Below are 25,543 nucleotides of genomic sequence, written 5' to 3' on the forward strand. Positions count from 1 at the left end.
TAGTGCGACGGTTCTTTGGCCCCGAGGACCCAACTCGGACCGGGCCTACGCTCGTCCATGACGACACCACTGCCCCCACCAGCAAGCGGAGCTGCCGCCATGCCGTCCAACGACGTCCGGACTCTCCTTCGAGCCGCCGTACCCACCGCTGTCGCCGGCGCTGTTGCCGTCGCGATCAGCGCGGTGGTCGCCGGCGGTAAGGGAGCTGTAGGCGCTGTCGTTGCGACGCTGGTTGTGATCCTGTTCATGGGGATCGGGCTGGTGGTCCTGGAGCGGACGGCCAAGTCGCTTCCGCATCTGTTCCAGGCTATGGGGCTCATGCTCTATGCAGCACAGATTCTGCTGCTGTTCATCTTTGTCGCCGCGTTCAAGAACACCACGTTGTTCAACCCGAAGGCCTTCGCCATCACGCTGGTCGCAGCGACCCTCGTTTGGATCGCCGCGCAGACCCGTGCGCACATGAAGGCCAAAATGCTTTATGTCGAACCGGACTCCTCCGAGGGCAAGAAGCCCGAGAACAAGGGGTCTTCCTCGTGAGGGGTAGGGCCGGTATAAGCGCGCGTTCGCGATCCTGCTATCGTCCGGTGCCAACTGCGGCATTGCGGGCGCGGGCATCTGAGCTGACGCCTGCTCAATCGCGAGGCTCCCTGCCTGCCGGCCGCCCCCACATCCGTAACACCAGTCCAGTGCCGATCAGCGGCTGTGCGCCGCGCCGACACAACGAGGTTGCCGTACCTATGCGCCACGCTGAAGGAGCCCGCGGTGAGTGCTGACCCGACGACGGTGCTCGCCTTCGAGACCGATTGCCACATCTTCCAGAACAACGGTTGTGGTTTCCCGGCTCCCGGCCTGCACTCGTTCCTGTTCCAGCCCCTCTGGGGCGACGGGGACAGCAACGTGTACTTCAACAAGACGATGCTGTTGGCGCTGCTCGGCTCGGTCATCATCGTCGGCTTCTTCTGGGCGGCCTTCCGTAAGCCGAAGGTTGTTCCCGGCAAGCTTCAGATGGTGGCCGAGGCCGGCTACGACTTCGTACGCCGAGGCGTCGTCTACGAGACGATCGGCAAGCGCGACGGTGAGAAGTACGTCCCGCTGGTGGTCTCCCTGTTCTTCTTCGTCTGGATGATGAACCTCTGGTCCATCATTCCGATCGCCCAGTTCCCCGTGACGGCGATCATTTCGTACCCGGTCGCGCTCGCCGCGATCGTGTACATCCTGTGGGTCAGCCTGACCTTCAAGAAGCACGGTTTCGTCGGAGCTTTCAAGAACTTCTCGGGCTACGACAAGAGCCTCGGCCCGGTCCTGCCGCTCTCGATGACCATCGAGCTCTTCTCGAACCTGCTCGTCAGGCCGTTCACGCACGCCGTCCGGCTCTTTGCCAACATGTTCGCGGGCCACACCCTGCTGCTGCTCTTCACGATCGCCAGCTGGTACTTGCTCAACGGCATCGGCATCGCCTACGCAGGTGTGTCGTTCGTGATGGTCATCGTGATGACCGCTTTCGAGCTCTTCATCCAGGCTGTCCAGGCCTATGTGTTCGTCCTGCTGACCTGCAGCTACATCCAGGGCGCTCTCGCCAAGGGCCACTGAGCACCCCACCTCCCGAAGCACCCGGTGGCCAACCCCCACCGGACCAAGAAAGAGAAGGAAGAACCGGCATGTCTGCTCTCCAGACCCTCGCCGCCACCAGCGTCGAAATCAAGGGCAACCTCGGCTCTATCGGTTACGGCCTTGCGGCCATCGGCCCCGGTGTCGGCGTCGGCATCATCTTCGGTAACGGTACTCAGGCTCTCGCCCGTCAGCCCGAGGCCGCCGGCCTGATCCGCCAGAACCAGATCCTCGGCTTCGCCTTCTGTGAGGCGCTCGCCCTGATCGGTCTGGTCATGCCGTTCGTCTACCCGACCTCCTGACCGGTCGCGAACAGCCCATTCGACGGAAGGCACTGACGTGAACCCTCTGGTTCAGCTCGCGGCGGAGGAAGCGGAAAATCCGCTCATCCCGCCGATCCCTGAGCTCGTCATTGGCTTCATCGCCTTTGCCATCGTTTTCGGTTTCCTCGCCAAGAAGCTCCTTCCGACCATCAACAAGGTTCTGGACGAGCGCCGCGAGGCCATCGAAGGCGGTATGGAGAAGGCCGATGCGGCCCAGACCGAGGCCGAGAGCGTGCTTGAGCAGTACAAGGCTCAGCTCGCCGAGGCCCGTCACGAAGCCGCTCGTATGCGCCAGGAGGCGCAGGAGCAGGGCGCCGTGATCCTGCAGGAGATGAGGGCGGAAGGCCAGCGGCAGCGTGAGGAGATCATCGCTGCCGGTCACGCCCAGATCGAGGCCGACCGCAAGGCCGCGGCCGCTGCGCTGCGCCAGGACGTGGGCAAGCTCGCCACCGAACTGGCCGGCAAGATCGTCGGTGAGTCCCTCGAGGACTACACCCGGCAGAGCGGCACCGTCGACCGCTTCCTCGACGCACTCGAGGACAGCGCTTCGAAGGCCGAGGCCACGCGATGAACGGAGCGAGCCGCGAGGCACTGGCTGCCGCACGCGAGTCTCTCGACGCGCTGACCGACAACACGTCGGTCGACGTGGCGAAGCTCGCCGAGGAGCTGGCCGCCGTCACCGCGCTGCTCGACCGTGAGGTGTCGTTGCGTCGGGTCCTGACCGACCCGGCGCAGCCCGGCGAGGCCAAGGCCGAGCTGGTCGGGCGGCTGCTGGGCGGTCAGGTGGGCAGCGAAACCATCGACCTGCTCGCAGGCATGGTCCGTTCCCGCTGGTCGCAGTCGCGCGATCTGGTCGACGCGGTCGAGGAGCTGGCGGCCACCGCCGACCTCACCGCGGCGCAGCGGGCCGGTGCGCTCGACGACGTCGAGGACGAGCTGTTCCGGTTCGGCCGGATCGTCGCCTCCAACGTCGAGCTGCGCTCCGCGCTGACCGACAAGTCGGCGCCGGCGTCCGCCAAGGGCGAGCTGCTGCGCAGCCTGCTCGACGGCAAGGCCAATCCGGCCACCGAGCGGCTGGTCATCCGTCTTGTGACCCAGCCCCGAGGACGTAGCCTGGAAGCTGGACTCGAGTCCCTGTCCAGGCTCGCCGCGGCGCGCCGGGAGCGGATGGTCGCGGTCGTCACCTCGGCGGTGCCGCTGACCGATGAGCAGAAGCAGCGCCTCGGCGCCGGTCTGGCTCGGATCTACGGCCGCGAGATGCACCTCAATCTCGACGTGGACCCCGAGGTCATCGGCGGAGTGCAGGTGCGCGTCGGCGACGAGCTGATCAACGGCACCATCGCGGCACGTCTCGACGAGGCGGCCCGCCGCATCGCCGGCTGACCAGCCACCAACTGAACAAGCAGTACGAAGCAGTACGAGCGGCCCGGTTGGGCCGTGCAGAGATTGCAGAAGATTCCTGGGGGTCGGCCCCCAGACCCCCTAAGAAACTTCGGGCCCAACAAGGAGAGCAGGGAACCCAGATGGCGGAGCTCACGATCCGGCCGGAGGAGATCCGGGACGCGCTGGAGAACTTTGTCCAGTCGTACCAGCCGGACGCGGCCTCGCGCGAGGAGGTCGGTACGGTCAGCGTTGCCGGTGACGGCATCGCGAAGGTCGAGGGCCTTCCCTCGGCCATGGCGAACGAGCTGCTGAAGTTCGAGGACGGCACCCTCGGTCTCGCCCTCAACCTCGAGGAGCGCGAGATCGGTGCGATCGTCCTCGGTGAGTTCAGCGGTATCGAGGAGGGCCAGCCGGTGCAGCGCACCGGTGAGGTGCTCTCCGTCGGCGTCGGCGAGGGCTACCTCGGCCGCGTTGTCGACCCGCTCGGCAACCCGATCGACGGCCTCGGCGAGATCGAGACCGACAGTCGCCGCGCCCTCGAGCTGCAGGCTCCGGGCGTCATGGTCCGTAAGTCGGTGCACGAGCCGATGCAGACCGGCTACAAGGCCGTCGACGCCATGGTGCCGATCGGCCGCGGCCAGCGTCAGCTGATCATTGGTGACCGTCAGACCGGCAAGACCGCTCTGGCCGTCGACACGATCATCAACCAGCGCGACAACTGGCGCTCCGGTGACGTGAAGAAGCAGGTGCGCTGCATCTACGTCGCCATCGGCCAGAAGGGCTCCACCATCGCGTCCGTGCGCGGTGCGCTGGAGGAGGCCGGCGCCCTCGAGTACACGACGATCGTCGCGGCTCCGGCGTCCGACCCGGCCGGCTTCAAGTACCTCGCCCCGTACACCGGTTCGGCCATCGGCCAGCACTGGATGTACCAGGGCAAGCACGTCCTGATCATCTTCGACGACCTGTCGAAGCAGGCTGACGCCTACCGCGCCGTGTCGCTGCTGCTGCGCCGTCCGCCGGGCCGCGAGGCCTACCCGGGCGACGTCTTCTACCTGCACTCGCGTCTGCTGGAGCGCTGCGCCAAGCTCTCCGACGACATGGGCGCCGGTTCGATGACGGGTCTGCCGATCGTCGAGACCAAGGCGAACGACGTGTCGGCGTTCATCCCGACCAACGTCATCTCCATCACCGACGGCCAGTGCTTCCTTGAGTCCGACCTGTTCAACGCCGGCCAGCGTCCGGCCCTGAACGTCGGTATCTCGGTCTCCCGTGTCGGTGGCTCCGCCCAGCACAAGGCCATGCGGCAGGTCTCCGGCCGGCTTCGCGTGGACCTCGCCCAGTACCGTGAGCTCGAGGCATTCGCCTCCTTCGGCTCCGACCTGGACGCGGCTTCCAAGGCCTCGCTGGAGCGCGGTAAGCGCATGGTCGAGCTGCTGAAGCAGAGCCAGTACCAGCCCATGCCCATCGAGGAGCAGGTCGTCTCCGTCTGGGCCGGCACCACCGGCAAGATGGACGAAGTCCCGGTCGCCGACATCCGCCGCTTCGAGAGCGAGCTGCTCGAGTTCCTGCGCCGCGAGCGCAAGGAGCTCCTCACCAGCATCGCCGAGGGCGCCAAGATGTCCGACGACACGCTGCAGTCGATCGCAGACGCCATCACCGCCTTCAAGCAGCAGTTCGAGACCTCGGACGGCAAGCTTCTGGGCGAGGACGCGCCGGCCGTCAACGTCTCCAAGTGACGACGGAAGGGACCTGACTCATGGGAGCCCAGCTCCGGGTCTACAAGCGTCGCATCAAATCCGTCACCGCGACCAAGAAGATCACCAAGGCGATGGAGATGATCGCCGCCTCGCGCATCGTCAAGGCGCAGCGCCAGGTGGCGGCCTCCACGCCGTACGCGACCGAGCTCACCCGCGCGGTCACTGCGGTGGCCACCGGGTCGAACACCAAGCACCCTCTGACCACCGAGGCGGAAGCCCCGACCCGCGCCGCGGTGCTGCTCATCACGAGCGACCGCGGTCTGGCCGGCGGCTACTCCTCCAACGCCATCAAGGCGGCGGAGCAGCTCACCGAGCGGCTCCGTGGTGAGGGCAAGGAGGTCGACACGTACATCGTCGGCCGCAAGGGTGTCGCCTACTACGGCTTCCGCGAGCGCAAGATCGCGGACTCGTGGAGCGGCTTCACGGACAACCCGACGTACGCGGACGCCAAGAAGGTCGCGGCTCCGCTGATCGCGGCCGTCCAGCAGGACACGGCCGAGGGCGGCGTGGACGAGCTCCACATCGTCTTCACCGAGTTCATCTCGATGCTGACGCAGACGCCGGTACAGAACCGGCTGCTGCCCCTCAGCCTCGAGAAGGCGGCCGAGGAGTCCGGTACCAAGGGCGAAATCCTTCCGCTGTTCGACTTCGAGCCGTCGGCGGAGGACGTCCTCGACGCCCTGCTGCCGCGCTACGTCGAGAGCCGGATCTACAACGCGCTGCTTCAGGCCGCTGCTTCCAAGCACGCTGCCACCCGCCGCGCGATGAAGTCGGCGACCGACAACGCCGGGGAGCTCATCAAGACCCTCTCCCGGCTTGCCAACGCGGCCCGCCAGGCCGAAATCACCCAGGAAATCAGCGAGATCGTCGGTGGCGCCAGCGCCCTGGCCGACGCGACCGCGGGGAGTGACAAGTAAGTGACGACGACTACCGAGAACGAAGTGACGGCCGCCGCCACGGGCCGCGTCGCCCGGGTCATCGGCCCGGTCGTCGACGTGGAGTTCCCCGTCGACGCGATGCCGGAGATCTACAACGCGCTGACCGTTCAGGTCGCCGACCCGGCCGAGGACGGCAAGCTCAAGACGCTGACCCTCGAGGTCGCCCAGCACCTGGGTGACGGCCTGGTCCGCGCGATCTCGATGCAGCCCACCGACGGTCTGGTCCGCCAGGCCACGGTGACGGACACCGGCGACGGCATCACGGTGCCGGTCGGCGAGATCACCAAGGGCAAGGTGTTCAACACCCTCGGTGAGATCCTGAACAAGCCCGAGGCCGAGTCGGAGATCACCGAGCGGTGGCCCATCCACCGCAAGGCGCCCTCCTTCGACCAGCTCGAGTCCAAGACCGAGATGTTCGAGACCGGCGTCAAGGTCATCGACCTTCTCACCCCGTACGTCAAGGGTGGAAAGATCGGTCTGTTCGGTGGTGCCGGTGTCGGCAAGACCGTTCTGATCCAGGAAATGATCTACCGCGTCGCCAACAACCACGACGGTGTGTCGGTGTTCGCGGGCGTCGGTGAGCGTACCCGTGAGGGCAACGACCTCATCGAGGAAATGACCGACTCCGGCGTCATCGACAAGACGGCGCTTGTCTTCGGTCAGATGGACGAGCCCCCGGGCACCCGTCTCCGTGTCGCGCTTGCCGGTCTGACCATGGCGGAGTACTTCCGCGATGTGCAGAAGCAGGACGTGCTCTTCTTCATCGACAACATCTTCCGTTACACCCAGGCCGGCTCCGAGGTCTCCACGCTGCTCGGCCGTATGCCGTCCGCGGTGGGATACCAGCCGAACCTGGCTGACGAGATGGGTCTGCTGCAGGAGCGCATCACGTCGACCCGCGGTCACTCGATCACCTCGATGCAGGCGATCTACGTCCCCGCGGACGACCTGACCGACCCGGCGCCGGCGACCACCTTCGCCCACCTGGACGCGACGACCGTTCTGTCGCGTCCGATCTCGGAGAAGGGCATCTACCCGGCGGTCGACCCGCTGGACTCGACGTCCCGCATCCTGGACCCGCGCTACATCGCGGCGGACCACTACGAGGCCGCCATGCGTGTCAAGGGGATCCTCCAGAAGTACAAGGACCTCCAGGACATCATCGCGATTCTCGGTATCGACGAGCTGGGCGAGGAGGACAAGCTCGTTGTCCACCGTGCCCGTCGCGTCGAGCGCTTCCTGTCGCAGAACACCCACGTCGCCAAGCAGTTCACCGGCGTGGACGGTTCGGACGTGCCGCTCGAAGAGTCGATCGCCGCGTTCAACGCGATCTGCGACGGTGAGTACGACCACTTCCCCGAGCAGGCGTTCTTCATGTGCGGTGGCATTGAGGACCTCAAGGCCAACGCCAAGGAGCTCGGCGTCTCCTGAGGCCCGTGACTCCGTGAGAGGGGCGGGTGTGTCCCGCCCCTCTCACAACGCCCACTAGAATTTGACCCAACACCCGGCAGAACCGCCGGGTGGTGACCCGAGGAGCCACCCTTGGCTGCTGAGCTGCATGTCGAGCTGGTCGCCGCGGACCGACAGGTCTGGTCCGGCGAGGCCACCCTGGTCGTCGCGCGCACCACGTCCGGCGACATCGGCGTCATGCCCGGTCACCAGCCGCTGCTCGGTGTGCTGGAATCGGGCCCGGTGACCATTCGTACGAGCGAAGGCGGGACCGTCATCGCTGCTGTCCACGGTGGATTCATCTCCTTCGCGGACAACAAGCTCTCTCTGCTGGCGGAGATCGTCGAGCTGGCGGACGAGATCGACGCACAGCGCGCCGAGCGTGCGCTGGAGCGCGCGAAGTCGGACGAGGACGCCGCCGCAGAGCGGCGCGCCGATGTCCGTCTGCGCGCGGTGGCGGTGCACTAGGCACCCCGCCGACAGTCCCTTCGGGGGTCTGGGGGTCGCTCCCCGGACAGACACACTCGCGTCAGCCGCGGCCCGGCCTGGAACTCTCCAGGGCGTGCCGCGGCTGAGGCAGATGCAGGTGAAGGTACGAGCGGTATTCCCGTTACTGGACGATGCGAGGAGGTCGGTGGAGATGTTCCTCGCTCTTCTTGTGGGCGGCCTGGTCGTCGCACTGGTGGTGATCGGGCTTTTCGTCTTCGGACTGCGCCGGCGGCTGATCCAGCGCTCCGGCGGTACCTTCGACTGCAGCCTCCGCTGGAACGTCCCGGAGGAGACCGATGGCTCCGGCAAGGGATGGGTGTACGGCGTCGCCCGCTACAGCGGTGACCGGATCATGTGGTTCCGGGTCTTCTCGTACGCCCCACGCCCGCGCCGCTTCCTGGAGCGCTCGGCCATCGAGGTCGTCGCGCGCCGTAAGCCCGAGGGCGAGGAGGAGCTGGCGCTGCTGTCCGACGCGGTCGTGCTCGGCTGTCACCACCGCGGGACACGCCTGGAGCTGGCGATGAGTGAGGACGCGCTCACCGGATTCCTCGCCTGGCTGGAGGCGGCTCCGCCCGGCCAGCGCGTCAACGTAGCTTGAGAGTGTGACAAAGCCCGGGAGAGCAGGTCTCCCGGGCTTCGCTGTGTACGCGGTGCTGGTTCGAGCAGCTAGTTCAGACCGCTGTTGATCGCGCCGACCAGCTCTCCGTTCGTGGTGTCACCGCTGAACTCCCAGAAGAACGCGCCTCCCAGGCCCTGGCCCTTCGCCCAGCTCATCTTGGAGCCGACGGTGGCCGGGGTGTCGTAGCTCCACCAGTTGCTGCCGCACTTCGCGTACGCCGTGCCGGCGATCGTTCCGGTGGAGGGGCAGCTGTTCTTGAGGACCTTGTAGTCCTCGATGCCCTGTTCGTAGGTGCCCGGGGCGGGTCCTGTGGCGGTGCCGCCCGGCGCGCTCTGGGTCACTCCGGTCCAGCCGCGCCCGTAGAAGCCGATGCCCAGCAGCAGCTTGGCCGACGGCACGCCCTTCGCCTTGAACTTGGCGATCGCCTCGGCGGAGTTGAAGCCCGCCTGCGGGATGCCCGGGTACGAGGTGAGCGGGGAGTGCGGGGCGGTCGGGCCCTGTGCGGCCCAGGCGCCGAAGAAGTCGTACGTCATCACGTTGTACCAGTTGACGTACTGGGCAGCGCCGCCGTAGTCGGCCGCGTCGATCTTGCCGCCGGACGAGGCGTCCGCGGTGACGGCCGCGGTGACCAGGTTGTTCGTACCGAACTTGGCGCGCATCGCCTGCATCACGTTCTTGAAGGCGGCCGCGCCGCTGGTGTCGCAGGACAGACCGCAGGTGTTCGGGTACTCCCAGTCCAGGTCGATACCGTCGAAGACATCGGCCCAGCGCGGGTCCTCGACCAGGTCGTAGCAGGACTGCGCGAAGGCCGCGGGGTTTGCCGCGGCCTGGCCGAAGCCGCCGGACCAGGTCCAGCCGCCGAACGACCAGAGCACCTTGATGTTCGGGTACTTCGCCTTGAGCTTGCGCAACTGGTTGAAGTTGCCGCGCAGCGGCTGGTCCCAGGTGTCGGCGACGCCGTCGACGGCCTGGTCGGCGGTGTACGCCTTGTCGTAGTCGGCGTAGGAGTCACCGATCGCGCAGCGGCCGCCGGTGACGTTTCCGAAGGCGTAGTTGATGTGCGTGATCTTGGCGGCGGAGCCGGAGGTCACCAGGTTCTTCACGTGGTAGTTGCGTCCGTAGACGCCCCACTCGGTGAAGTAGCCGAGCTTGACCGTGGAGCCGGGGCCGGGGCCCGGGTCTCCGCCACCGCCGGTGGTGCGGACCGCGCGGGCGCCACTGACCGGTCCTGTCTGGTCGGCGGTGTCACGCGCCTGGACGGTGTACGAGTAGTCGGTGCCGGCCGTGAGCCCGGTGTTGGTGTACGTCGTGCCGGTCACCGTCGCCACCTTGGCGCCGTCACGCAGCAAGTCGTAGTTCTTGATGCCCTTGTCGTCGGTGGCGGCGGTCCAGCTCAGCGTCACCGCGGTGTCGGTGATGTTGGACGCGCTCGGGGTGCCGGGGGCGGAGGGCGGGTTGTCGCCGGGGACGCTGCCGCCGTCACAGGAGGCGCCGTTGAGCTTGCAGCCGGAGGGGGCGCCGGGGCCCGCGCCGTTGAAGCCGAAGGAGACGGAGGCGCCAGGGGCGAGAGTGCCGTTCCAGCTCTTGTTCTTGGCGGTCCAGTGGGTGCCGGAGCTGGTGACGTCGGCGTCCCAGGCGGAGGTGACGGAAGTACCGGAGGGGAAGTCCCACTCGACGGTCCAGGAGCCGAGGGAGGTGGTGCCGGTGTTCTTCACCGTCCACTTGCCCTCGAAGCCGGATCCCCAGTCGGAGACCTTGACGTAGCTCGCGGTGGCCGACGCGGCGGCCTCTGCGGGGGAGGCGAGGCCGACCATGGCGGCGAGGGGGAGCAGCAGCGCAGTCAGACCCGCGACGGCTCTGGATTTGAACTTTCTTCGGTGCAGGGGGGCTTGGGTGCTCAAGGGGTGCTCCTCGAGTTGCGGACGGACATTCGGGGTGGTCCGTGAACTGCGCACCCTGCGACGGCTCTCCGCAGCGTGTGCGGTGAGAGTAGGAAGGTCTGGACCAATCGTCAATAGGTCCAGACCACAGCTGTGGTGGGTGGGGAAGGGGTGGGATCGGATGCGGGCCGGGTTGCGAGTGAGGTGCTGATCGGACGGTGGGTCGGAGGCGGGTCGGAGATGGGTCGGAGATGGGTCGGGCGCCGGGTTGGCCGCCCGTCAGATGCCCAACTCCTGTGCCAATACGGCCGCTTGGACCCGGCTGCGCAGCGCCAACTTGCCCAGCAGCCTGCTCACATGGGTCTTCACCGTGGCCTCCGCCATGTCGAGTCGGCCCGCGATCTCGGCGTTCGACATCCCCTCACCGATGCACGAAAGCACCTCGCGCTCGCGTCTGGTGAGTGGGTCGAGGATCGCGGGGTCGGGCGCGTCCGCGGATCGTACGGGTTGAGGCGTCGCGAACTCCGCGATCAGCCGACGGGTGACGGCCGGTGCTATGAGCCCCTCGCCGCGCGCCACTGTGCGCACCGCCTCGAGAAGGTCGTTGGCCTCGGTGTTCTTCAGCAGAAAGCCCGCGGCCCCCGCTCGCAGCGCCCCGAAGACATACTCGTCCAGATCGAACGTGGTCAGCACGAGGACGTCGGCAAGCTGCTCGGCGACGACCAGCCGGGTCGCCGACACCCCGTCAAGCCGCGGCATCTGGACATCCATCAGTACGAGATCCGGGCGCAGTTCGCGGGCGAGCCGTACCGCTTCCTCGCCGTCCGCCGCCTCACCGACCACCTCGATGTCCGGCGCGCTGCGCAGGATGAGGACCAGACCGGCGCGTACGGCGCTCTGGTCCTCCGCGACCAGTACCCGGATCGTCATGCCTTCCCGTTCCCTTCATCGAGGGGCAGCTCCGCCCGTACCTGCCAGATCCTGGCTCCGTCCGCGGTGGTGACCGGCCCGGAGTCGAAGGAACCCGCCAGCAGCGCCACGCGCTCGCGCATACCGACCAGACCGGCCCCCGAGCCGGGGGCGCGCGGTCCGGGCCGGTCCCCGTACGGGCTGGTGACGCCTACCGTCAGCGTCTGCCCGTCCCGGCCGAGCACGACCGTTATCCCCCCGGGAGAGGCGTGCTTGAGCGCATTGGTCAGCGACTCCTGGATGATGCGGTACGCCGCGAGCTCGACCGGCGCGGGCAGCGGGAGGTTCTCCGCGCGGGTGTCGGTGAGTGTGAACTCCAGGCCGTTGGAGGCGCCGTTCGTCCGTGCCTGCTCCAGCAGCGAGTCCACGCCGGAAAGCCTCGGCACGGCGGACGGCTCCGTGTCGCCGCCGCTGTCCCGCAGCAGCCCGATCAGCCGCCGCATCTCGGCGAGGCCGTCGACGCTGTTCTCGCGGATGACGCCGAGAGCGTCGCGGGAGGTCTTCGGATCGTCGATGGAGAGCGCGGCCGTGGAGTGGATGGCGATCGCCGAGAGGTGATTGGCGACCATGTCGTGCAGCTCGCGGGCCATTCGGGCGCGCTCGGCAGTCACCGCCTGGGTGCGGTCGATCTCGGCGAGCAGTGCGGTCTGCTCGGCGCGCAGCCGGGCCGCCTCGGCGGCGTCGCGGTGGGTGCGTACGCTCACGCCGGTCCAGGCGGGGGCCACCGTGACCACCGCGAAGAGCAGACCGAGCAGCACGGCCTGCGCATCCTGGAAGACGACAAGTGCGGTGACGGTGACGGCGGCGGTGGCCACCATGGACACGGCGGGGATACGGCGAGCGGCGGCCGGAGTGCCGTAGAGGACCGCCGCGTACACCAGGTCCGTGAACAGCGCGATCGTGGCGACATTCCCGGCGGTGAACGGGTCGGCCAGCATCGCCAGACAGCCGATCGTCAGCGCGGTGTTCGGCATCGTCCGGCGCAGCAGCTCCGCCCCGCTCATCACCGCAAGCGGCAGCAGCGCGAGCGCGCGCGGGTCGAAACCGTGCCCCCTACGGCTGTCCAGGCCCAGCGACCAGAGCAGCAGGCCGCCGAGGAAGCCGACCACGGCGATGAGCACATCGTCGCGGTGGGGGCGGGGGAGAGCGGTCACAGACCCATCAAACACGGCGGGCGGCGCGCGGGCCTCCACGTCGCGGGTGAAGGCCGACTACATCGAAGGATGCAGTGCCACTTCGTCACTGCCGACGACGAATCACCGCCGTACGGACGGAAGTGTGGAGCCAGAAGGAAGGGAGAGTGCTGTGATCGTCACGCTGGTCGTGATCTGCGAGGTCGGCTTCTGGGTGCTGCTGGCCGCCGGACTGGCTCTGCGTTACCTGGCGAAGATGCCGCGTCTGGGAGCTGCCGTGCTGCTCTGCGAGCCGCTGTTGGAGGTCGTCCTGCTGGTCGTGACGGCGATCGACCTCAAGAACGGCGCCGCACCGGACTGGAAGCACGGACTCGCCGCGGTCTACATCGGCTTCACCGTGGCCCTGGGCCACCACACGATCAAATGGGTCGACGCCCGGGTCGCGCACCGCTTCGCCGGCGGCCCGCCGCCCGTGAAGCCGCCGAAGTACGGCACCGCCCGCATGGTCCACGAGTGGAGGACGGCCATCCGCTGGATCGTCGCCGCGGTGGTCGCCATAGGCCTGCTGCAGGCCGCGATCTGGTACGTCGGCGGCGACGGTGACGTCGGTTCGCTGCGCATGTGGCAGCAGAAGATGCTCTTCGCCATCGGCATCAACGTGATCATCGCCGGGAGCTACACGCTCTTCCCGAAGAAGGCCCCGGTGGCGGAGCGCGAACGCGTCCGCGTCGAGCGCTAGGAAACTCAAGCCTCGCAGGCGTGTGCGGCGCGGGGCCTCGGGCGGAGCCCCGGGCCAGTGGCCTACCGCTCGCCGCCGGGTACCCAGAGCACGTCCCCGACCTCCTTGTTCGCGGTCCTCGCCAGGATGAACAGGAGGTCGGAGAGGCGGTTGAGATACGTGGCCGTCAGCGGGTTCATGATGTCGCCGTGCACCTCCAGCGCCGCCCAGGTCGAGCGCTCCGCGCGCCGTACGACCGTGCAGGCCTGGTGCAGCAGCGCCGCCCCCGGCGTACCGCCCGGCAGGATGAAGCTGCGCAGCTTCTCCAGCTCCTCGTTGAAGCGGTCGCAGTCCGCCTCCAGCTTGTCGATGTAGAACTGCTCGACCCGCAGTGGCGGATACTCCGGCTCCTCGACCACGGGGGTGCACAGATCCGCGCCCACGTCGAAGAGGTCGTTCTGGACGCGGACGAGGACCTGTACGACCTCCGCGTCCAGCTGTCCCAGCGCGACGGCCGTGCCCAGGGCGGCATTGGCCTCGTTGGCGTCGGCGTACGCCGCGATCCGTAGATCGGTCTTGACCGTCCGGCTCATATCGCCGAGGGCCGTCGTGCCCTGGTCGCCGGTGCGGGTGTAGATGCGCGTGAGGTTGACCATGCGACCAGCCTAGTTACGCGCCGGCCCTGCGGAAGACACGTGTGCCGACCGTCACGGACCCGAGCACGAAGGCGACCGCCACGAGTACGCCGTACAGCATCGCCGTACTCGCGTAGTCGCCCACATATCCGGCCCGCACCGCGTCCACCAGATAGCGGAACGGCATGAAGTGCGACAGCACGTCCAGCCACCCGGGCGCGAGTGCCATCGGCAGCATCAGCCCGGAGAGCAGCATCGAGGGCATGCTCACGGCGTTGATGACCGGACCGAACTCCTGCGGCTTGGAGACCTTCAGAGCCAGCGCGTACGAGAGCGAGGCCAGCGCAACGGCCAGTACGGCCACGAAGACAAAGCCGATGAGGATTCCGCCGAGCGGCGCCCGCAGACCCATCAGCACGGCCGCCAGCACCAGCAGCAGCGACTGGAAGACCAGCAGGGCGGCATCGCGCAGCACCCGTCCAAGGAGCAGGGCGAGTCGGCTGACGGGTGTGCCCCGCATCCGCTCCACCACGCCGGACTGCTTCTCGATGATGATCGCGAAACCGCTGAACGACGCGCCGAACAGGCCGAGTTGGAGCAGCAGGCCAGGGACGAGAATCTGCCAGGAGTCGCCCTGCGAAGCGAGCGGCAGATCGGTGAGCAGCGGCCCGAAGAAGAGCAGATACAGCAGAGGCATCAGCGCGCCGAAGAGCATCTGGAACTTGGAGCGCAGGGTCTGGCGTGCGTACCGCCCGAAGACCAGCGCGGTGTCGGAGAGAAGTGAAGGCATCGGGGCGTCCTATCGGGAAGTCCTATACGGCGACGGGGGCGGTGTCCTTGGGCGCGATGCCGCGCCCGGTGATGGCGAGGAAGGTGTCCTGCAAGGTGGCGTCGATCGCGCCGCCGTACCTCAGCTTGAGCGCGGCCGGCGTCCCCTCGGCCACCACCACGCCCTTGTCGACGACGACCAGCCGGTCGGACAGTGCGTCCGCCTCGTCGAGGTAGTGCGTGGTGAGGAAGACGGTGGTGCCGTGCTCGTCGCGCAGCCGGCGCACCAGGTCCCACAGATCGGCCCGGCTGCCGGGGTCGAGGCCGGTGGTCGGCTCGTCGAGGAAGAGCACCGCCGGCCGGTGGGTGAGCCCCATCGCGATGTCGAGCCGACGCCGCTGCCCGCCGGAGAGTGCGGCGCACCTGCGGTCGAGCAGGTCGGTGAGGTCGAGGTCGCGAGCGAGCTCGTCGGCCCGGGCGACGGCTTCGGCCTTGGACAGCCGGTAGAGCCGGCCCTGTGTGACCAGCTCTTCGCGTACGGAGATGTGCAGATCGACACCACCGGACTGGGCGACATAGCCGATCTTGCGGCGTACTCCCGCGGGGTCACCGACCAGATCGAAGCCGGCGACCGTGGCCGCGCCGCCCGTGGGCGGCAGCAGTGTGGTCAGCATTCGCAGGGTGGTGGTCTTGCCCGCTCCGTTCGGGCCGAGGAAGCCGAGGATCTCGCCCGGCTGGACGGTCAGGTCGATGCCGCGCACGGCCTCCACCGGGCCGCTCTTGGTCTGGAAGGTCCGGGCGAGCCCGGCCGTACTGATGATTGCCATGGCAGCCAGAAAAACAGAGTCTCTTAAATTTTACAATGACCCCAAGTTTTCAGCGAGTCCAGCAAACCCCTTAGGATGGCGTCATGGCAGAGGGGCTCAGGGAGCGGAAGAAGCGGCAGACCAGGCAGCTCATCTCGGACGTGGCCACCGGTCTGTTCCTGGAGCGCGGCTTCGACGCGGTCACGATCGCCGAAATCGCCGAGGCCGCGAACGTCTCCGTCAACACCGTCTACAACTACTTTCCCGCCAAGGAGGACCTGTTCCTCGACCGCAGCAAGGGCGTTGTGGAGCGGCTCTCGCGGTATGTGCGGGCCCGTGACAAAGGCGAGTCGGCTGCCGAGGCCGTACTGCGAGAGCTGCGCGAGGAGGTGCGGGCCGTCTCGCCGAACGTCGGGCTCTTCGCGGGCTACAGCCAGTTCATCCAGGTCATCTGGGAGGCCCACAGTCTCCGGTCCCGGCTGTGGCGCATGAACCAGGAGGCCCTTGAGCACCTGGAGGAGACTCTCCGCGAGGAGACCGGCGCGGACCCCGCCGATCAGCTGCCGACGCTGATCGCCGGTCAGCTCTGCTGGGTGCAGACCACCCTGCTCGGGGTGATCGGCCGCGAGATGGTGGCCGGCCGCAAACCCGACGAGGTCTCCCGCGAGTCCCTGGACCTCCTCGACGACATGGAGGACGTGCTGGGGGAGACGGTGCTCAAGTACGCGGTCCGGGAAGCCTGATCGGCTGTACCAGTGTGATGTCCGTCATTCGAGACGTGACGCGTATCTCTTCACCGCCACACGGCCCCTCACTGGCGCTAACCTCCCGCAGAGAGTCCAGATGTAAACGGGTGTTAAGGAGTGCCGCAGTGGCCAGGAAGCTCGCCGTCATCGGGGCCGGACTCATGGGGTCCGGTATCGCGCAGGTCTCGGCCCAGGCGGGCTGGGAGGTCGTGCTGCGTGATGTCACCGACGCGGCCCTGACCCGCGGCAGGGACGGCATCAAGGCCTCGTACGACAAGTTCGTCTCCAAGGGCAAGCTCGAAGCGGCCGACGCCGACGCGGCGTTGGCGCGCATCACGACCACCACCGACCTGGACGCCGTCGCCGACGCGGACATCGTCGTCGAGGCGGTCTTCGAGAAGCTCGAGATCAAGCACGAGATCTTCCGTACGCTCGACAAGCTCGTACGGGACGACGCCGTCCTCGCCTCCAACACCTCCGCCATCCCGATCACGAAGATCGCGGCAGTGACGGAGCGTCCGGAGCGGGTCGTCGGCGCGCACTTCTTCTCGCCCGTCCCGATGATGCAGCTGTGCGAGCTGGTGCGCGGCTACAAGACCAGCGACGAAACGCTCGCCACCACGCGAGAGTTCGCCGAGTCGGTCGGCAAGACCTGCATCGTCGTCAACCGCGACGTCGCAGGCTTCGTCACCACGCGCCTGATCTCGGCGCTCATCGTCGAGGCCGCGAAGCTGTACGAATCGGGCGTAGCGTCCGCCGAGGACATCGACATCGCCTGCAAGTTGGGCTTCGGCCACGCCATGGGGCCGCTCGCCACCGCCGACCTCACCGGCGTGGACATCCTGCTGCATGCCACGAGCAACATCTACACCGAGTCCCAGGACGAGAAGTTCGCGCCGCCGGAGCTGATGCGCCGGATGGTGGATGCCGGTGACATCGGCCGCAAGAGCGGGCAGGGCTTCTACAAGCACTGACCCTCATCGACCGGTTTGGTATCACCCGTCGGGGTGAATTCGGTATCGGTTCGCTCACAAGCAGCAACCGCTCTGCCCGTGCGGCAGTCAGTTGTTGCAAGACGGAACAAGACAGAAGCAGACAGTCAGCACAGACAGACACAGGGCACTGAAGCACTCTCGGGGAGCGCATATGCACATCAGGGGCGACCACGCCGAGCTGGTCGTCGGGGGCCGCCTCGACGTCCGCAGCGCGGCGGACGCCCGTACGGTCCTGCACTCGGCCGTCGACAGCGGAGCCGGCGACCTGGTGCTCGACCTGACCGATCTCGACTCCTGGGACGCCACCGGGCTCGGGGTCATCATGGGCGCACACCGCCGGGCCGGCCGGTGCGGCCGCCGACTGGTGCTGCGCGGAGTCCCCCCGCAGATGCAGCGACTACTGGTGGCAACCCGGCTGCATCGCATCCTCGCCATCGAAGGCGGCATCGCGGCCGAAACGCTTCCTCGGGTGTGAACCGTTATGACGCTCGCAATCCTCACGAGACTGTGACGTCACGGGCGGGTCAGCACCCCCCTGGTGCATAGATACTGAGCGAAGGTCTAAGGTTCGGTCGCCTGCCGTTTCGACGTACCCATGCGGTGGGCACCGGACCGAAGCTACAGCGGGGCGTGCAGAAAGCCGGGAGGGACACATCCGCACGCGGCTCCGCCTCCAGGAAATCAAATGATCTTGGCGGAGACGAAGCTAAGCGAAGCGCATCTGGGGGGCTTGGACCATGGACAACGACACTTTCGGCGAGGGCGCGGGCCAGGCCCGCACGCCGCGCGACGCCACCACGCCGGACTTCGGACAGTCCGCGCCGACGCTCGCCCGTACCGTCCAACTCGTCTCGGGCGACTTTCTGCTCACCGTCAATCCCGTCGACGGCAGCGAGATCGAGCCCTGCCCGCCGGGTGAACGGCCCGCGTCGCCGGCCCGGCACACCGCCGCCGAGCGCACCGAGCTGCAGCGCGCGGCGCAGCCGCCCGTACCGGCAGGGCCTCCCGCCCCGCGGCTCCCGCTGCTGGAGCGCGACGAGGAGCGCCGGCGGCTGGTACGGCTGCTGGGCCGCGGCCGCTCGGTGCGGCTCACCGGCCCTGCGGGCTCCGGACGCAGCGCACTGCTCGACACCGTCGCGGAGGAGTGCGCGGATCTCGCGCCCGACGGCGTCGTACGCCTCAGCGGCCACAACCGCACCCCCACCGAGCTGCTGCACGAGCTCTACGCCGTCGTCCACAAGGCTCCTCGGCACCGGCCCGACCAGGCCGGGCTGCTCGAGCTCGTCCGTGACATCGGTGCGATCGTCCTCCTCGATGACCTGGAGTTCGGTGGCGCCGCGCTCGGCGAACTGCTGGACGCCGCACCCGAATGCGCCTTCCTGGTCGCCGCCACACCCGACGTCGCCGCGCCCGCCGCGGACTCACACCTCGAAGAGGTCTTCCTCGGCGGTCTCGGCCGAAGCGCCTCGCTGGAGCTGCTGCAGCGCGCCGTGGATCGGCCGCTCACCGAGGACGAGGCGAACTGGGCGGGCGACCTCTGGTTCGAGTCCGAGGGCCTGCCGCTGCGCTTCGTACAGGCGGGCGCGCTGCTGCGGCAGTGCGACGCCCTGCGTGCCGACCCGGAGGACTTCGACCCCTACACGCCCGCCGACCGCGTCGAGGGGGGCGATGTACCGCTGCCGAGCCTGGCGGAGGGTGCCGCGCCCGCCGCGCTGCTCGCCTCCCGGCTGAGCAAGTCCGCCCGCCAGACCCTGCGCTTCGCCGTCGCGCTCGGCGGCGAGGTCCCGCACCAGGCGCATCTGCCGGCACTTGTCGGGGACACACACGCGGATGCCGCCATCGGCGAGCTGATGAGCTGCGGGCTGCTCACCCCGGTGGGCGCGCGCTACCGGCTGGCGGCCGGCGTGATCGCGCAGCTGACGGAGAAGGGTTACGCAAGTGACGCGGCGGCTCACGCCCACACCGCCGCCCAGCACTACGCCTGGTGGGCCGGGCATCCGTCGGTGACGCCCGAGCGGGCCGTGGCCGAGGCGGACGCCGTGCTCGCGGCGCTGACCGCGCTCGTGCCCGGCCAGGAGTCCGGACACCCCAGCACGGCCGTACTGCTGGCCCGCAGCGCCGCGCCCGCCTTCGCGGCCGGGCAGCACTGGAGCGCCTGGGAGCGGGCCCTGCGGGTCGGCTCGGAAGCGGCCCGGCTGGCGGGCGAAGTGGCCGAAGAGGCGTACTTCCACCATGAACTGGGCGTTCTGGCGCTCTGCAACGGCAGCCTGGAGCGGGCGCGTGCCGAGCTGGAGGCCTCGATCGGCATGCGCGGGGCGCTCGCCGACAAGCGCGGCACGGTCGCGGGTCGCAGGGCGCTGGCGCTCGTGGCGGACCGCGCGGGCGGCCCGGTGTCCGGCGGACGCACCCCGGCGGGCGAGGAGGTGCCTGCCGCGCGCTACGAGGAGTCGGCGTCGCCGCCCGGAGGCGTACCGGCAGCCGTGCCGCTCTCGGGGCTGGGACAGCTCTCGGGACCGGGTTCTGTGGGTCTGCGGAAGTCCGCGGACGAGCCTGCGGCGACTGTGTCGCGGCGGGAGACGCCCGCGGGCGGCACATGGCCGGGCCGCGGCCGTTCGCTCCTCGGCGGTGCCCGGCGCAACCTCGTTGCCGCGGGGGCGGGCGCGCTGCTCGCCGCCGTGCTCGGCACGGTGGTGACGCTCGGCGCGACCTCCGACAACAACGACGCGCCGGGCAACAAGGTCAGGAACGGCCAGTCCGCGAACGAGGACGACTCGCAGAACGGCCTGGACGCGGACGAGCCGACGGACGGCTCCACCATGAGCCCCGGCGGCGGGGGCGGCGACCCGAAGGACCCGGACAAGGTGACGCCGGGCGCGACCTCTTCGTCGGGTGCGCAGTCCACGCCGGGCGGGAAGCCGTCGTCGAGTTCGTCGAGGCCGGGCGGTAAGCCGTCCACGTCGGGCAGGCCCCCGACCAACCCGGAGACCAAGCCGCCGACGACTCCGCCGACGAAGCCCCCGTCGACTCCGCCCACCACGCCCCCGCCGTCTTCGCAGCCGCCCTCCAGCCCGCCGCCGACGACATCGCAGCCGCCGACCAATCCACCCTCGGGGGGATCGTCATCGGCCAGCGCCCCCATCACGAGCAGCAGCGCCCCCGGGTCGTCCGAACCGTCCGGCTCCAGCGCCGGCTCGCCGGTGATCTGACCTTCAGCTGATGCAGTACGGCCCCGGGCGGCATTGCCGCCCGGGGCCGTACTCACGCACTCTTCTCGTGACGGTCAGAACAACCTGAGCTTGTCGTCGTCGATCCCGCGCAGCGCGTTGTAGTCGAGCACCACACACCCGATCCCGCGGTCCGTCGCCAGCACCCGCGCCTGCGGTTTGATCTCCTGCGCCGCGAACACGCCCTTCACCGGCGCCAGATGCGGGTCCCGGTTCAGCAGCTCCAGATAGCGCGTGAGCTGTTCCACGCCGTCGATCTCACCGCGCCGCTTGATCTCCACCGCCACCGTCGCGCCGTCCGAGTCCCGGCACAGGATGTCCACCGGGCCGATGGCCGTGGGGTATTCGCGCCGGATCAGGCTGTAGCCCTTGCCCAGTGTCTCGATGCGGTCGGCGAGCAGCTCCTGCAAGTGGGCTTCCACGCCGTCCTTGATGAGACCGGGGTCCACACCGAGCTCGTGCGACGAGTCATGGAGGATTTCCTCCATCGTAATGATCAGTTTCTCGCCCGCTTTGTTCACGACGGTCCACACACTGTCGTCGCCCTCCTTCAGAGTGCAGGGAGGGGACATCCAGTTCAGTGGTTTGTACGCCCTGTCATCCGCATGGATGGAGACGCTGCCGTCTGCCTTGACCAGGATCAGACGGGGGGCGGAGGGCAGGTGGGCGGTGAGCCGGCCCGCGTAGTCCACGGAGCAGCGGGCGATGACAAGACGCATGGTCGGCAACGCTACTCGACGGAAGCAGTTGCGCGCGATTCGCCCCCGGAAGCCCCCTTCGTTATTTGGCCGGTTGTGTTCCCAATCTCCTGGTGCCCTCCGGTCAGCGCACTTACCGTGGAAGCAGGAGGTTGTCGGTCGTGCACTCTGCGTCGTCGTACGTCGTTCGTGCGACGCCGTCGTCCGTTGTCCTCCTTCCCTGCCCGTAAGGCCCCGTTCACCGGGGCCGCGAGAGGAGAACCCATGTCGCTCGACGTCTCACCGGCGCTGTTGGAACAGGCCGAGCGAGGCGAGGTCGACGAAGCTGTCTTCGTCGACTGCGTCCGGACCTCCCTGCCCTTCGCATGGGAGATGATCAGTTCTCTGGTGGCTCAGCTGAAGGTGGACGGCGGCGACTTCGCCGACAACCAGACGCCCCCGCCGGACGAGCAGGCACGTGGTCAGCTGCTGCGCGCACTCGCGAGTGACGCTATTCGCGGTGCTCTGCAACGGCACTTCGGAGTGCGCCTGGCATTCCAGAACTGCCACCGCGTAGCGGTGTTCCCGCTGGACTCCTCGGTTGACGAGCGGCTCGCCCGCTTCACCTCCGTCCGGGCCCAGTTGCTCAACCAGTCGCCCGGACTCCGCGACTGCTGAAGTCTTCTGCTGCCGCTCCGCATTGTGGGAGGTGCTACTGGTGTCGGGGCGGCAGCACCTCCCGTACGGCTGACTCAGACCAGCAGGGACAGGACCTCTGTGCCAAGACGCCGCACATTCTCCTCCGTGGCCGCCAGATCGCCCGAGCCCTCGGCCAGCAGCGCGAAGCGCGTGATGCCGGTACGTTCGGCGGTGGCCGCGATCCGGTCCGCCGCGAGTCGAGGCGGACCCACCGGGTGCAGCCCGCACAGCAGTTCCGTGTATCCCACGGGGTCCCGCATCGCGCGGCGCCGGCCGTCGACGGTCACATGGGCGTCCAGCCCCTGTTTGAGCCAGCCGGGCATCGCCTTCACCAGAGTCTCCGTGGCCTCGGCCCGGCGGTCCGCGATCTGGGCCACTCCGGCCGACACGTGTCCGGCGTCCTCGACCTCCTCGGGAGAGCGGCCCGCGGCGAGCGCGTGCGTACGCCAGAGGGCGACCATCTGCGCCTTCTCCTCGTCGTCGCAGTGCATCCCGAGCAGCATCGGCAGCCCGCGCTCGGCGGCGAGCTGCACACTCTTCGGGGACGTACAGGCGACGATCACTTCGGGGCCCTCGGGCGGGCCGCCGATCAGCTCGTCCGGCCTGGGTACGACCGGGACTTCGCGGAAGGTGAATCGTTCCCCGTTGGTGGCGACCCGGGGTTCGCGCAGCCAGCGCAGCAGCAGGTCCAGGGATTCGGGAAAGCCCTTCTCGTACGCGTCCAGGCCCGAGCCGAAGACCTCCAGATCGACCCAGGGCCCGCCCCTTCCCACACCGAGGGAGAACCTCCCTCCGGTGGTGAGGTGCAGCAGTGCCGCCTGCTCGCCCAGCGCCACCGGATGGGCGCTCGGCAGCACGCTCACCGCAGTGCCGACCCGGATCCGCCGGGTGCGGCCGAGCAGCAGCGCGGCGAGTGTCACGGCCGAGGGGCACACGCCGTACGACACGAAATGGTGCTCGGCCAACCAGACGGAGTCCAGGCCGGACTCCTCCGCGACCTCGGCGGACCGCACGGCCCGGTGCAGTGCCTCCCCCTGCCCCTGGCCCGGGAATTGGGCCGCCAGTACAAACGTTCCCACGCGCATCGCCTTCTGCCTCCTTGCGGCCGACGCGTCACTCCCCCTACTGGCAACAACGTCTGACACGTGCCATAGGCACGGCCCATCGTGAAGTTGTTGCGATTTTCCGGTAACTGGCCCCTGTGGGTGCCACGGTCTCACGCCGTACAGGGCATGTACCCCGGACTGTGGACCGTAGGCTGGAAGAGGAACTGTCCGGACTTGCCCCATGAGGTGTCACGTGTCCCCGCGCCGCAACCGCCCCCGAGGCGGCGAGAAGCCGACCGAGCAAACCAGCGAGCCGGGCGAGAGGTACGGCGGCCTCGGACGGAGCGAGTCCTGGCAGGGCGAGGAGTGGTCGGTGCGCCATGTGGCCGGCGCAAGTGCCGCGGGCAAGCGGTACCGCTGCCCCGGCTGCGACCAGGAGATCCCGTCCGCGGTGCCGCATGTGGTCGCCTGGCCCGAGCACGGCGGCGTCGACGACCGGCGGCACTGGCACAAGGCGTGCTGGAACGCGAAGGACCGCCGCACCACGAGGGTGCAGCGGTCCCGTAACGCGCCGAAGTACTGAGGCCGTTACACGTCGCGTGTGCTGAGCGAGGCGTATGCGCCGGCCAGCGCGACCGCCGTCACGCCGAGCGCGATCCACAGCGGGTCCCAGCCGGCCGGGCCCGACTCGGTCACGGCGGTGTCGTAGAGCACGCCGATCTGATTCGGGATGGAGTACTCGAAGAGAGCCTGCTGCAGATCCCGCAGCGATTCCGAGAACATGAACATGGCCAGCACCAGCGGCAGCAGCACCACACCGATCATGATGGTGATCGCGCCCGCCGAGTGGCGGATCAGGGTGCCGACGGCGAGCGACAGCAGACCGAGCGTCGCGACATAGAGGCCGACGCCCACCGTGGCGCGGAACCAGTCCTCGCCGGTGGACGAGCCCTGGTCCACGATCGCGATCTGCAGCGCGCCGACGAGCGCGGTGATCACCGTGGTGAGCGCGAAGACGAGCAGGAAGAAGACGATCGCCTTGGCGGTCAGCACCCGGGCCCGGCTCGGGCACGCGGTGAGCGTGGTCCTGATCATGCCGGTGCCGTACTCGGACGCGATGGTCAGCACGCCCAGCGTGATCACACAGATGCTGCCGAGCAGTACGCCGAAGAAGCCGAGCGAGAGGATCGACTGATCGCCCAGATCGGCGTCCGAGGCGGAGACGGCCACCGCCGAGAGCGCGCCGATGCCGACCATCAGCACGATCATGACGCCGAGCGTCCACATCGTGGAACGTACGGACCGGATCTTGGTCCACTCGGAGGCGAGCGCGTCGCCGAGGTTGGCGCTGCGTACCGGAATCGGCGAGGAGTACGCGGCGGCGGGTGCGCCCTGCTGCTGGTACGGGGTGGTCATCGGGGGTCCTCGGGCTTGGTCAGGTCGGCGGGCGCGGCAGCGGCCGGGGGCACGACGGGCGGAGCTGCAGGAGTTGAAGGAGCGGCGGGCGCGGCAGGGGCCACGGGGGCTCCGGGGGCTCCGGCGTAAGGGTTCTGGCCGGGCTGGGGCGGCGGCGGGGCGTACCAGCCCTGCTGCGGCACCTCGGGAATCTGCTGCGGTGGCGGGAAGTAGCCCATCGGCTGCTGCTGCATCAGCCCCGACTTCTGGTCCGCCGTCGAGCGGTAGTCGACAGCGCCCTGCGTCATCCGCATGTACGCCTCCTCCAGCGAGGCCTGGTGCGGCGACAGCTCCCACAGACGTACGTCCGCGGTGTGCGCCAGATCGCTGATCTGCGGCAGCGGCAGCCCGGTGACCCGCAGCGCGCCGTCCGGCTCCGACATGACCTGCCCGCCGGCCTCGGTCAGCGCCGCGGACAGCTTCTCGCGCTGCTGCGGATCGGTCTGCGGCGTCCGCACCCGCGCGAAGTCCGCGGAGTTGTGCGAGATGAAGTCCTTGACGCTCATGTCCGCGAGCAGCTGCCCGCGGCCGATCACGATCAACTGGTCGGCGGTGAGCGCCATTTCGCTCATCAGGTGCGAGGAGACGAAGACGGTACGGCCCTCGGAGGCCAGCTGCTTCATCAGATTGCGGACCCAGAGGATGCCCTCCGGGTCCAGGCCGTTGACCGGCTCGTCGAAGAGCAGCACCTGCGGGTCGCCGAGCAGCGCGGCCGCGATGCCGAGCCGCTGGCCCATACCGAGCGAGAAGCCCTTGGAGCGCTTCTTCGCGACTTCCTGGAGACCGACGACACCGAGCACTTCGTCCACCCGGCGGGCCGGGATGCCGGAGAGCTGCGCCAGCGAGAGCAGGTGGTTGCGCGCGCTGCGGCCGCCGTGCACCGCCTTGGCGTCGAGGAGCGCACCGACCTGGCGGGGCGCGTTCGGCAGCTGTCGGAAGGTGCGGCCGCCGATGGTCACATGGCCTTCGGTCGGCTGGTCGAGCCCGAGGATCATCCGCATCGTGGTCGACTTGCCGGCGCCGTTGGGGCCGAGGAACCCGGTGACGGCGCCGGGCCGTACCTGGAAGGAAAGGTTGTACACGGCCGTCTTGGCGCCATAGCGCTTTGTCAGGCCGACTGCCTCGATCATTCTCCAGCCCCATCGACTTTCGGGTCGTCGGGGCCCAGGCCATCCGGCCGCACGCCCCCGTAAGAGTTAGGAGGATAACCATGCCTTGACGGTTCC

Annotated in this window: 27 protein-coding genes; 17 read left to right on the forward strand and 10 right to left on the reverse strand. The window is 68.6% G+C overall.

The genetic code is table 11. The features are described 5' to 3' along the window. Positions 1–99: 99 nt before the first annotated feature. The 10 genes from ACFYXH_RS18880 (at position 100) to ACFYXH_RS18925 (ending at position 8,545) form a co-directional block, all read left to right on the forward strand. The gene (locus ACFYXH_RS18880) at positions 100–537 is read left to right on the forward strand and encodes a hypothetical protein (RefSeq protein ID WP_327326108.1); all 438 of its coding nucleotides are present in this window, start codon (positions 100–102) and stop codon (positions 535–537) included. Positions 538–747: 210 nt separating this feature from the next. Next, on the forward strand, positions 748–1,590 hold the full coding sequence (gene atpB / locus ACFYXH_RS18885) for a F0F1 ATP synthase subunit A (protein ID WP_389564739.1): 843 nt from the start codon (positions 748–750) through the stop codon (positions 1,588–1,590). Between the two features lie 68 nt (positions 1,591–1,658). Continuing rightward, positions 1,659–1,910 carry a F0F1 ATP synthase subunit C gene (locus ACFYXH_RS18890; RefSeq protein WP_324976791.1) on the forward strand — a complete coding sequence of 84 codons (252 nt, stop codon included), beginning with the start codon at positions 1,659–1,661 and terminating at the stop codon, positions 1,908–1,910. Positions 1,911–1,947: 37 nt separating this feature from the next. Next, positions 1,948–2,502 carry a F0F1 ATP synthase subunit B gene (locus tag ACFYXH_RS18895; RefSeq protein WP_327326109.1) on the forward strand — a complete coding sequence of 185 codons (555 nt, stop codon included), beginning with the start codon at positions 1,948–1,950 and terminating at the stop codon, positions 2,500–2,502. Then, entirely contained in the window at positions 2,499–3,314 is an 816-nt protein-coding gene (locus tag ACFYXH_RS18900; protein ID WP_389563983.1) for a F0F1 ATP synthase subunit delta, read from the forward strand. Before ACFYXH_RS18895 ends, ACFYXH_RS18900 begins: the two co-directional genes overlap by 4 nt. 140 nt (positions 3,315–3,454) lie before the next feature. Beyond that, the gene (gene atpA, locus ACFYXH_RS18905; protein WP_389563986.1) at positions 3,455–5,050 is read left to right on the forward strand and encodes a F0F1 ATP synthase subunit alpha; all 1,596 of its coding nucleotides are present in this window, start codon (positions 3,455–3,457) and stop codon (positions 5,048–5,050) included. A gap of 20 nt (positions 5,051–5,070) precedes the next feature. After that, entirely contained in the window at positions 5,071–5,988 is a 918-nt protein-coding gene (locus ACFYXH_RS18910; RefSeq protein ID WP_362680057.1) for a F0F1 ATP synthase subunit gamma, read from the forward strand. After that, positions 5,989–7,440, forward strand: a complete 1,452-nt coding sequence (atpD, locus tag ACFYXH_RS18915) for a F0F1 ATP synthase subunit beta (protein WP_389563989.1) — start codon at positions 5,989–5,991, stop codon at positions 7,438–7,440. 111 nt (positions 7,441–7,551) lie between these two features. After that, positions 7,552–7,926, forward strand: coding sequence for a F0F1 ATP synthase subunit epsilon (locus ACFYXH_RS18920; RefSeq protein ID WP_389563991.1), 375 nt, complete (start codon positions 7,552–7,554; stop codon positions 7,924–7,926). Positions 7,927–8,098: 172 nt separating this feature from the next. After that, on the forward strand, positions 8,099–8,545 hold the full coding sequence (locus tag ACFYXH_RS18925; RefSeq protein ID WP_327326115.1) for a DUF2550 domain-containing protein: 447 nt from the start codon (positions 8,099–8,101) through the stop codon (positions 8,543–8,545). A 68-nt stretch (positions 8,546–8,613) separates the two neighbouring features. Here the strand turns inward: ACFYXH_RS18925 and ACFYXH_RS18930 are convergent, their stop codons facing one another. From ACFYXH_RS18930 to ACFYXH_RS18940, 3 genes are all read right to left on the reverse strand, one after another. Further along, the gene (locus ACFYXH_RS18930) at positions 8,614–10,380 is read right to left on the reverse strand and encodes a glycosyl hydrolase family 18 protein (RefSeq protein ID WP_389564743.1); all 1,767 of its coding nucleotides are present in this window, start codon (positions 10,378–10,380) and stop codon (positions 8,614–8,616) included. A 345-nt stretch (positions 10,381–10,725) separates the two neighbouring features. Continuing rightward, a complete protein-coding gene (locus ACFYXH_RS18935) occupies positions 10,726–11,376 on the reverse strand; it encodes a response regulator (protein ID WP_385305694.1) in 651 nt (216 codons plus the stop codon). Further along, positions 11,373–12,569: a sensor histidine kinase gene (locus tag ACFYXH_RS18940; protein WP_389563993.1), complete on the reverse strand. Its 1,197-nt coding sequence runs from the start codon at positions 12,567–12,569 to the stop codon at positions 11,373–11,375. The genes ACFYXH_RS18935 and ACFYXH_RS18940 overlap by 4 nt, the downstream gene beginning before the upstream one ends. Positions 12,570–12,720: 151 nt before the next feature. On the opposite strand from ACFYXH_RS18940, the gene ACFYXH_RS18945 reads away from it, so the two are divergent. Next, positions 12,721–13,287: a hypothetical protein gene (locus ACFYXH_RS18945; RefSeq protein ID WP_389563995.1), complete on the forward strand. Its 567-nt coding sequence runs from the start codon at positions 12,721–12,723 to the stop codon at positions 13,285–13,287. 62 nt (positions 13,288–13,349) lie between these two features. On the opposite strand, the gene ACFYXH_RS18950 is transcribed toward ACFYXH_RS18945, so the two are convergent. The 3 genes from ACFYXH_RS18950 to ACFYXH_RS18960 are packed head-to-tail and all read right to left on the reverse strand — an operon-like array spanning position 13,350 to position 15,496. Beyond that, positions 13,350–13,922: a cob(I)yrinic acid a,c-diamide adenosyltransferase gene (locus tag ACFYXH_RS18950; RefSeq protein WP_389563997.1), complete on the reverse strand. Its 573-nt coding sequence runs from the start codon at positions 13,920–13,922 to the stop codon at positions 13,350–13,352. 13 nt (positions 13,923–13,935) lie between these two features. Beyond that, positions 13,936–14,691 carry an ABC transporter permease gene (locus ACFYXH_RS18955; protein WP_389563999.1) on the reverse strand — a complete coding sequence of 252 codons (756 nt, stop codon included), beginning with the start codon at positions 14,689–14,691 and terminating at the stop codon, positions 13,936–13,938. Between the two features lie 22 nt (positions 14,692–14,713). Next, positions 14,714–15,496, reverse strand: a complete 783-nt coding sequence (locus ACFYXH_RS18960; RefSeq protein ID WP_389564002.1) for an ATP-binding cassette domain-containing protein — start codon at positions 15,494–15,496, stop codon at positions 14,714–14,716. A gap of 83 nt (positions 15,497–15,579) precedes the next feature. Between ACFYXH_RS18960 and ACFYXH_RS18965 the strand changes: the two genes are divergently transcribed. From ACFYXH_RS18965 to ACFYXH_RS18980, 4 genes are all read left to right on the forward strand, one after another. Continuing rightward, positions 15,580–16,218 (forward strand): TetR/AcrR family transcriptional regulator, encoded by a 639-nt coding sequence (locus ACFYXH_RS18965; RefSeq protein ID WP_389564006.1) that lies wholly within the window; start codon positions 15,580–15,582, stop codon positions 16,216–16,218. A gap of 128 nt (positions 16,219–16,346) precedes the next feature. Continuing rightward, the gene (locus ACFYXH_RS18970; RefSeq protein ID WP_327326120.1) at positions 16,347–17,195 is read left to right on the forward strand and encodes a 3-hydroxyacyl-CoA dehydrogenase family protein; all 849 of its coding nucleotides are present in this window, start codon (positions 16,347–16,349) and stop codon (positions 17,193–17,195) included. A 172-nt stretch (positions 17,196–17,367) separates the two neighbouring features. After that, the gene (locus ACFYXH_RS18975; RefSeq protein WP_327328499.1) at positions 17,368–17,691 is read left to right on the forward strand and encodes an STAS domain-containing protein; all 324 of its coding nucleotides are present in this window, start codon (positions 17,368–17,370) and stop codon (positions 17,689–17,691) included. 262 nt (positions 17,692–17,953) lie between these two features. After that, positions 17,954–20,422, forward strand: coding sequence for an ATP-binding protein (locus ACFYXH_RS18980; protein ID WP_389564010.1), 2,469 nt, complete (start codon positions 17,954–17,956; stop codon positions 20,420–20,422). A gap of 74 nt (positions 20,423–20,496) precedes the next feature. On the opposite strand, the gene nucS is transcribed toward ACFYXH_RS18980, so the two are convergent. After that, the gene (nucS, locus tag ACFYXH_RS18985; protein ID WP_327326122.1) at positions 20,497–21,159 is read right to left on the reverse strand and encodes an endonuclease NucS; all 663 of its coding nucleotides are present in this window, start codon (positions 21,157–21,159) and stop codon (positions 20,497–20,499) included. A 243-nt stretch (positions 21,160–21,402) separates the two neighbouring features. On the opposite strand from nucS, the gene ACFYXH_RS18990 reads away from it, so the two are divergent. Next, positions 21,403–21,795, forward strand: a complete 393-nt coding sequence (locus ACFYXH_RS18990; protein WP_327326123.1) for an SCO5389 family protein — start codon at positions 21,403–21,405, stop codon at positions 21,793–21,795. A gap of 74 nt (positions 21,796–21,869) precedes the next feature. Here ACFYXH_RS18990 and ACFYXH_RS18995 read toward each other — a convergent pair whose 3' ends face one another. Further along, positions 21,870–22,901, reverse strand: coding sequence for an LLM class flavin-dependent oxidoreductase (locus tag ACFYXH_RS18995; protein ID WP_389564013.1), 1,032 nt, complete (start codon positions 22,899–22,901; stop codon positions 21,870–21,872). 214 nt (positions 22,902–23,115) lie between these two features. Between ACFYXH_RS18995 and ACFYXH_RS19000 the strand changes: the two genes are divergently transcribed. After that, a complete protein-coding gene (locus ACFYXH_RS19000) occupies positions 23,116–23,445 on the forward strand; it encodes an ATP/GTP-binding protein (RefSeq protein ID WP_389564016.1) in 330 nt (109 codons plus the stop codon). A gap of 5 nt (positions 23,446–23,450) precedes the next feature. On the opposite strand, the gene ACFYXH_RS19005 is transcribed toward ACFYXH_RS19000, so the two are convergent. Both ACFYXH_RS19005 and ACFYXH_RS19010 read right to left on the reverse strand, forming a co-directional pair. After that, positions 23,451–24,278, reverse strand: coding sequence for an ABC transporter permease subunit (locus ACFYXH_RS19005; protein ID WP_389564019.1), 828 nt, complete (start codon positions 24,276–24,278; stop codon positions 23,451–23,453). Continuing rightward, entirely contained in the window at positions 24,275–25,447 is a 1,173-nt protein-coding gene (locus ACFYXH_RS19010; RefSeq protein ID WP_389564021.1) for an ABC transporter ATP-binding protein, read from the reverse strand. Before ACFYXH_RS19010 ends, ACFYXH_RS19005 begins: the two co-directional genes overlap by 4 nt. Positions 25,448–25,543: the final 96 nt, after the last annotated feature.

It is taken from the genome of Streptomyces sp. NPDC002730, from assembly GCF_042888805.1.
GTDB lineage: Bacteria > Actinomycetota > Actinomycetes > Streptomycetales > Streptomycetaceae > Streptomyces.

Bases quoted from the DNA above. Each gene is read 5' to 3' on its own strand.
- ACFYXH_RS18880 (WP_327326108.1), top strand. From the start codon at position 100: ATGCCGTCCAACGACGTCCGGACTCTCCTTCGAGCCGCCGTACCCACC.
- ACFYXH_RS18890 (WP_324976791.1), top strand. From the start codon at position 1,659: ATGTCTGCTCTCCAGACCCTCGCCGCCACCAGCGTCGAAATCAAGGGC.
- ACFYXH_RS18900 (WP_389563983.1), top strand. From the start codon at position 2,499: ATGAACGGAGCGAGCCGCGAGGCACTGGCTGCCGCACGCGAGTCTCTC.
- atpA (WP_389563986.1), top strand. From the start codon at position 3,455: ATGGCGGAGCTCACGATCCGGCCGGAGGAGATCCGGGACGCGCTGGAG.
- ACFYXH_RS18910 (WP_362680057.1), top strand. From the start codon at position 5,071: ATGGGAGCCCAGCTCCGGGTCTACAAGCGTCGCATCAAATCCGTCACC.
- ACFYXH_RS18925 (WP_327326115.1), top strand. From the start codon at position 8,099: ATGTTCCTCGCTCTTCTTGTGGGCGGCCTGGTCGTCGCACTGGTGGTG.
- ACFYXH_RS18930 (WP_389564743.1), bottom strand. From the start codon at position 10,380: ATGGTCGGCCTCGCCTCCCCCGCAGAGGCCGCCGCGTCGGCCACCGCG.
- ACFYXH_RS18935 (WP_385305694.1), bottom strand. From the start codon at position 11,376: ATGACGATCCGGGTACTGGTCGCGGAGGACCAGAGCGCCGTACGCGCC.
- ACFYXH_RS18950 (WP_389563997.1), bottom strand. From the start codon at position 13,922: ATGGTCAACCTCACGCGCATCTACACCCGCACCGGCGACCAGGGCACG.
- ACFYXH_RS18955 (WP_389563999.1), bottom strand. From the start codon at position 14,691: ATGCCTTCACTTCTCTCCGACACCGCGCTGGTCTTCGGGCGGTACGCA.
- ACFYXH_RS18960 (WP_389564002.1), bottom strand. From the start codon at position 15,496: ATGGCAATCATCAGTACGGCCGGGCTCGCCCGGACCTTCCAGACCAAG.
- ACFYXH_RS18965 (WP_389564006.1), top strand. From the start codon at position 15,580: ATGGCAGAGGGGCTCAGGGAGCGGAAGAAGCGGCAGACCAGGCAGCTC.
- ACFYXH_RS18975 (WP_327328499.1), top strand. From the start codon at position 17,368: ATGCACATCAGGGGCGACCACGCCGAGCTGGTCGTCGGGGGCCGCCTC.
- ACFYXH_RS18980 (WP_389564010.1), top strand. From the start codon at position 17,954: ATGGACAACGACACTTTCGGCGAGGGCGCGGGCCAGGCCCGCACGCCG.
- nucS (WP_327326122.1), bottom strand. From the start codon at position 21,159: ATGCGTCTTGTCATCGCCCGCTGCTCCGTGGACTACGCGGGCCGGCTC.
- ACFYXH_RS18990 (WP_327326123.1), top strand. From the start codon at position 21,403: ATGTCGCTCGACGTCTCACCGGCGCTGTTGGAACAGGCCGAGCGAGGC.
- ACFYXH_RS18995 (WP_389564013.1), bottom strand. From the start codon at position 22,901: ATGCGCGTGGGAACGTTTGTACTGGCGGCCCAATTCCCGGGCCAGGGG.
- ACFYXH_RS19005 (WP_389564019.1), bottom strand. From the start codon at position 24,278: ATGACCACCCCGTACCAGCAGCAGGGCGCACCCGCCGCCGCGTACTCC.
- ACFYXH_RS19010 (WP_389564021.1), bottom strand. From the start codon at position 25,447: ATGATCGAGGCAGTCGGCCTGACAAAGCGCTATGGCGCCAAGACGGCC.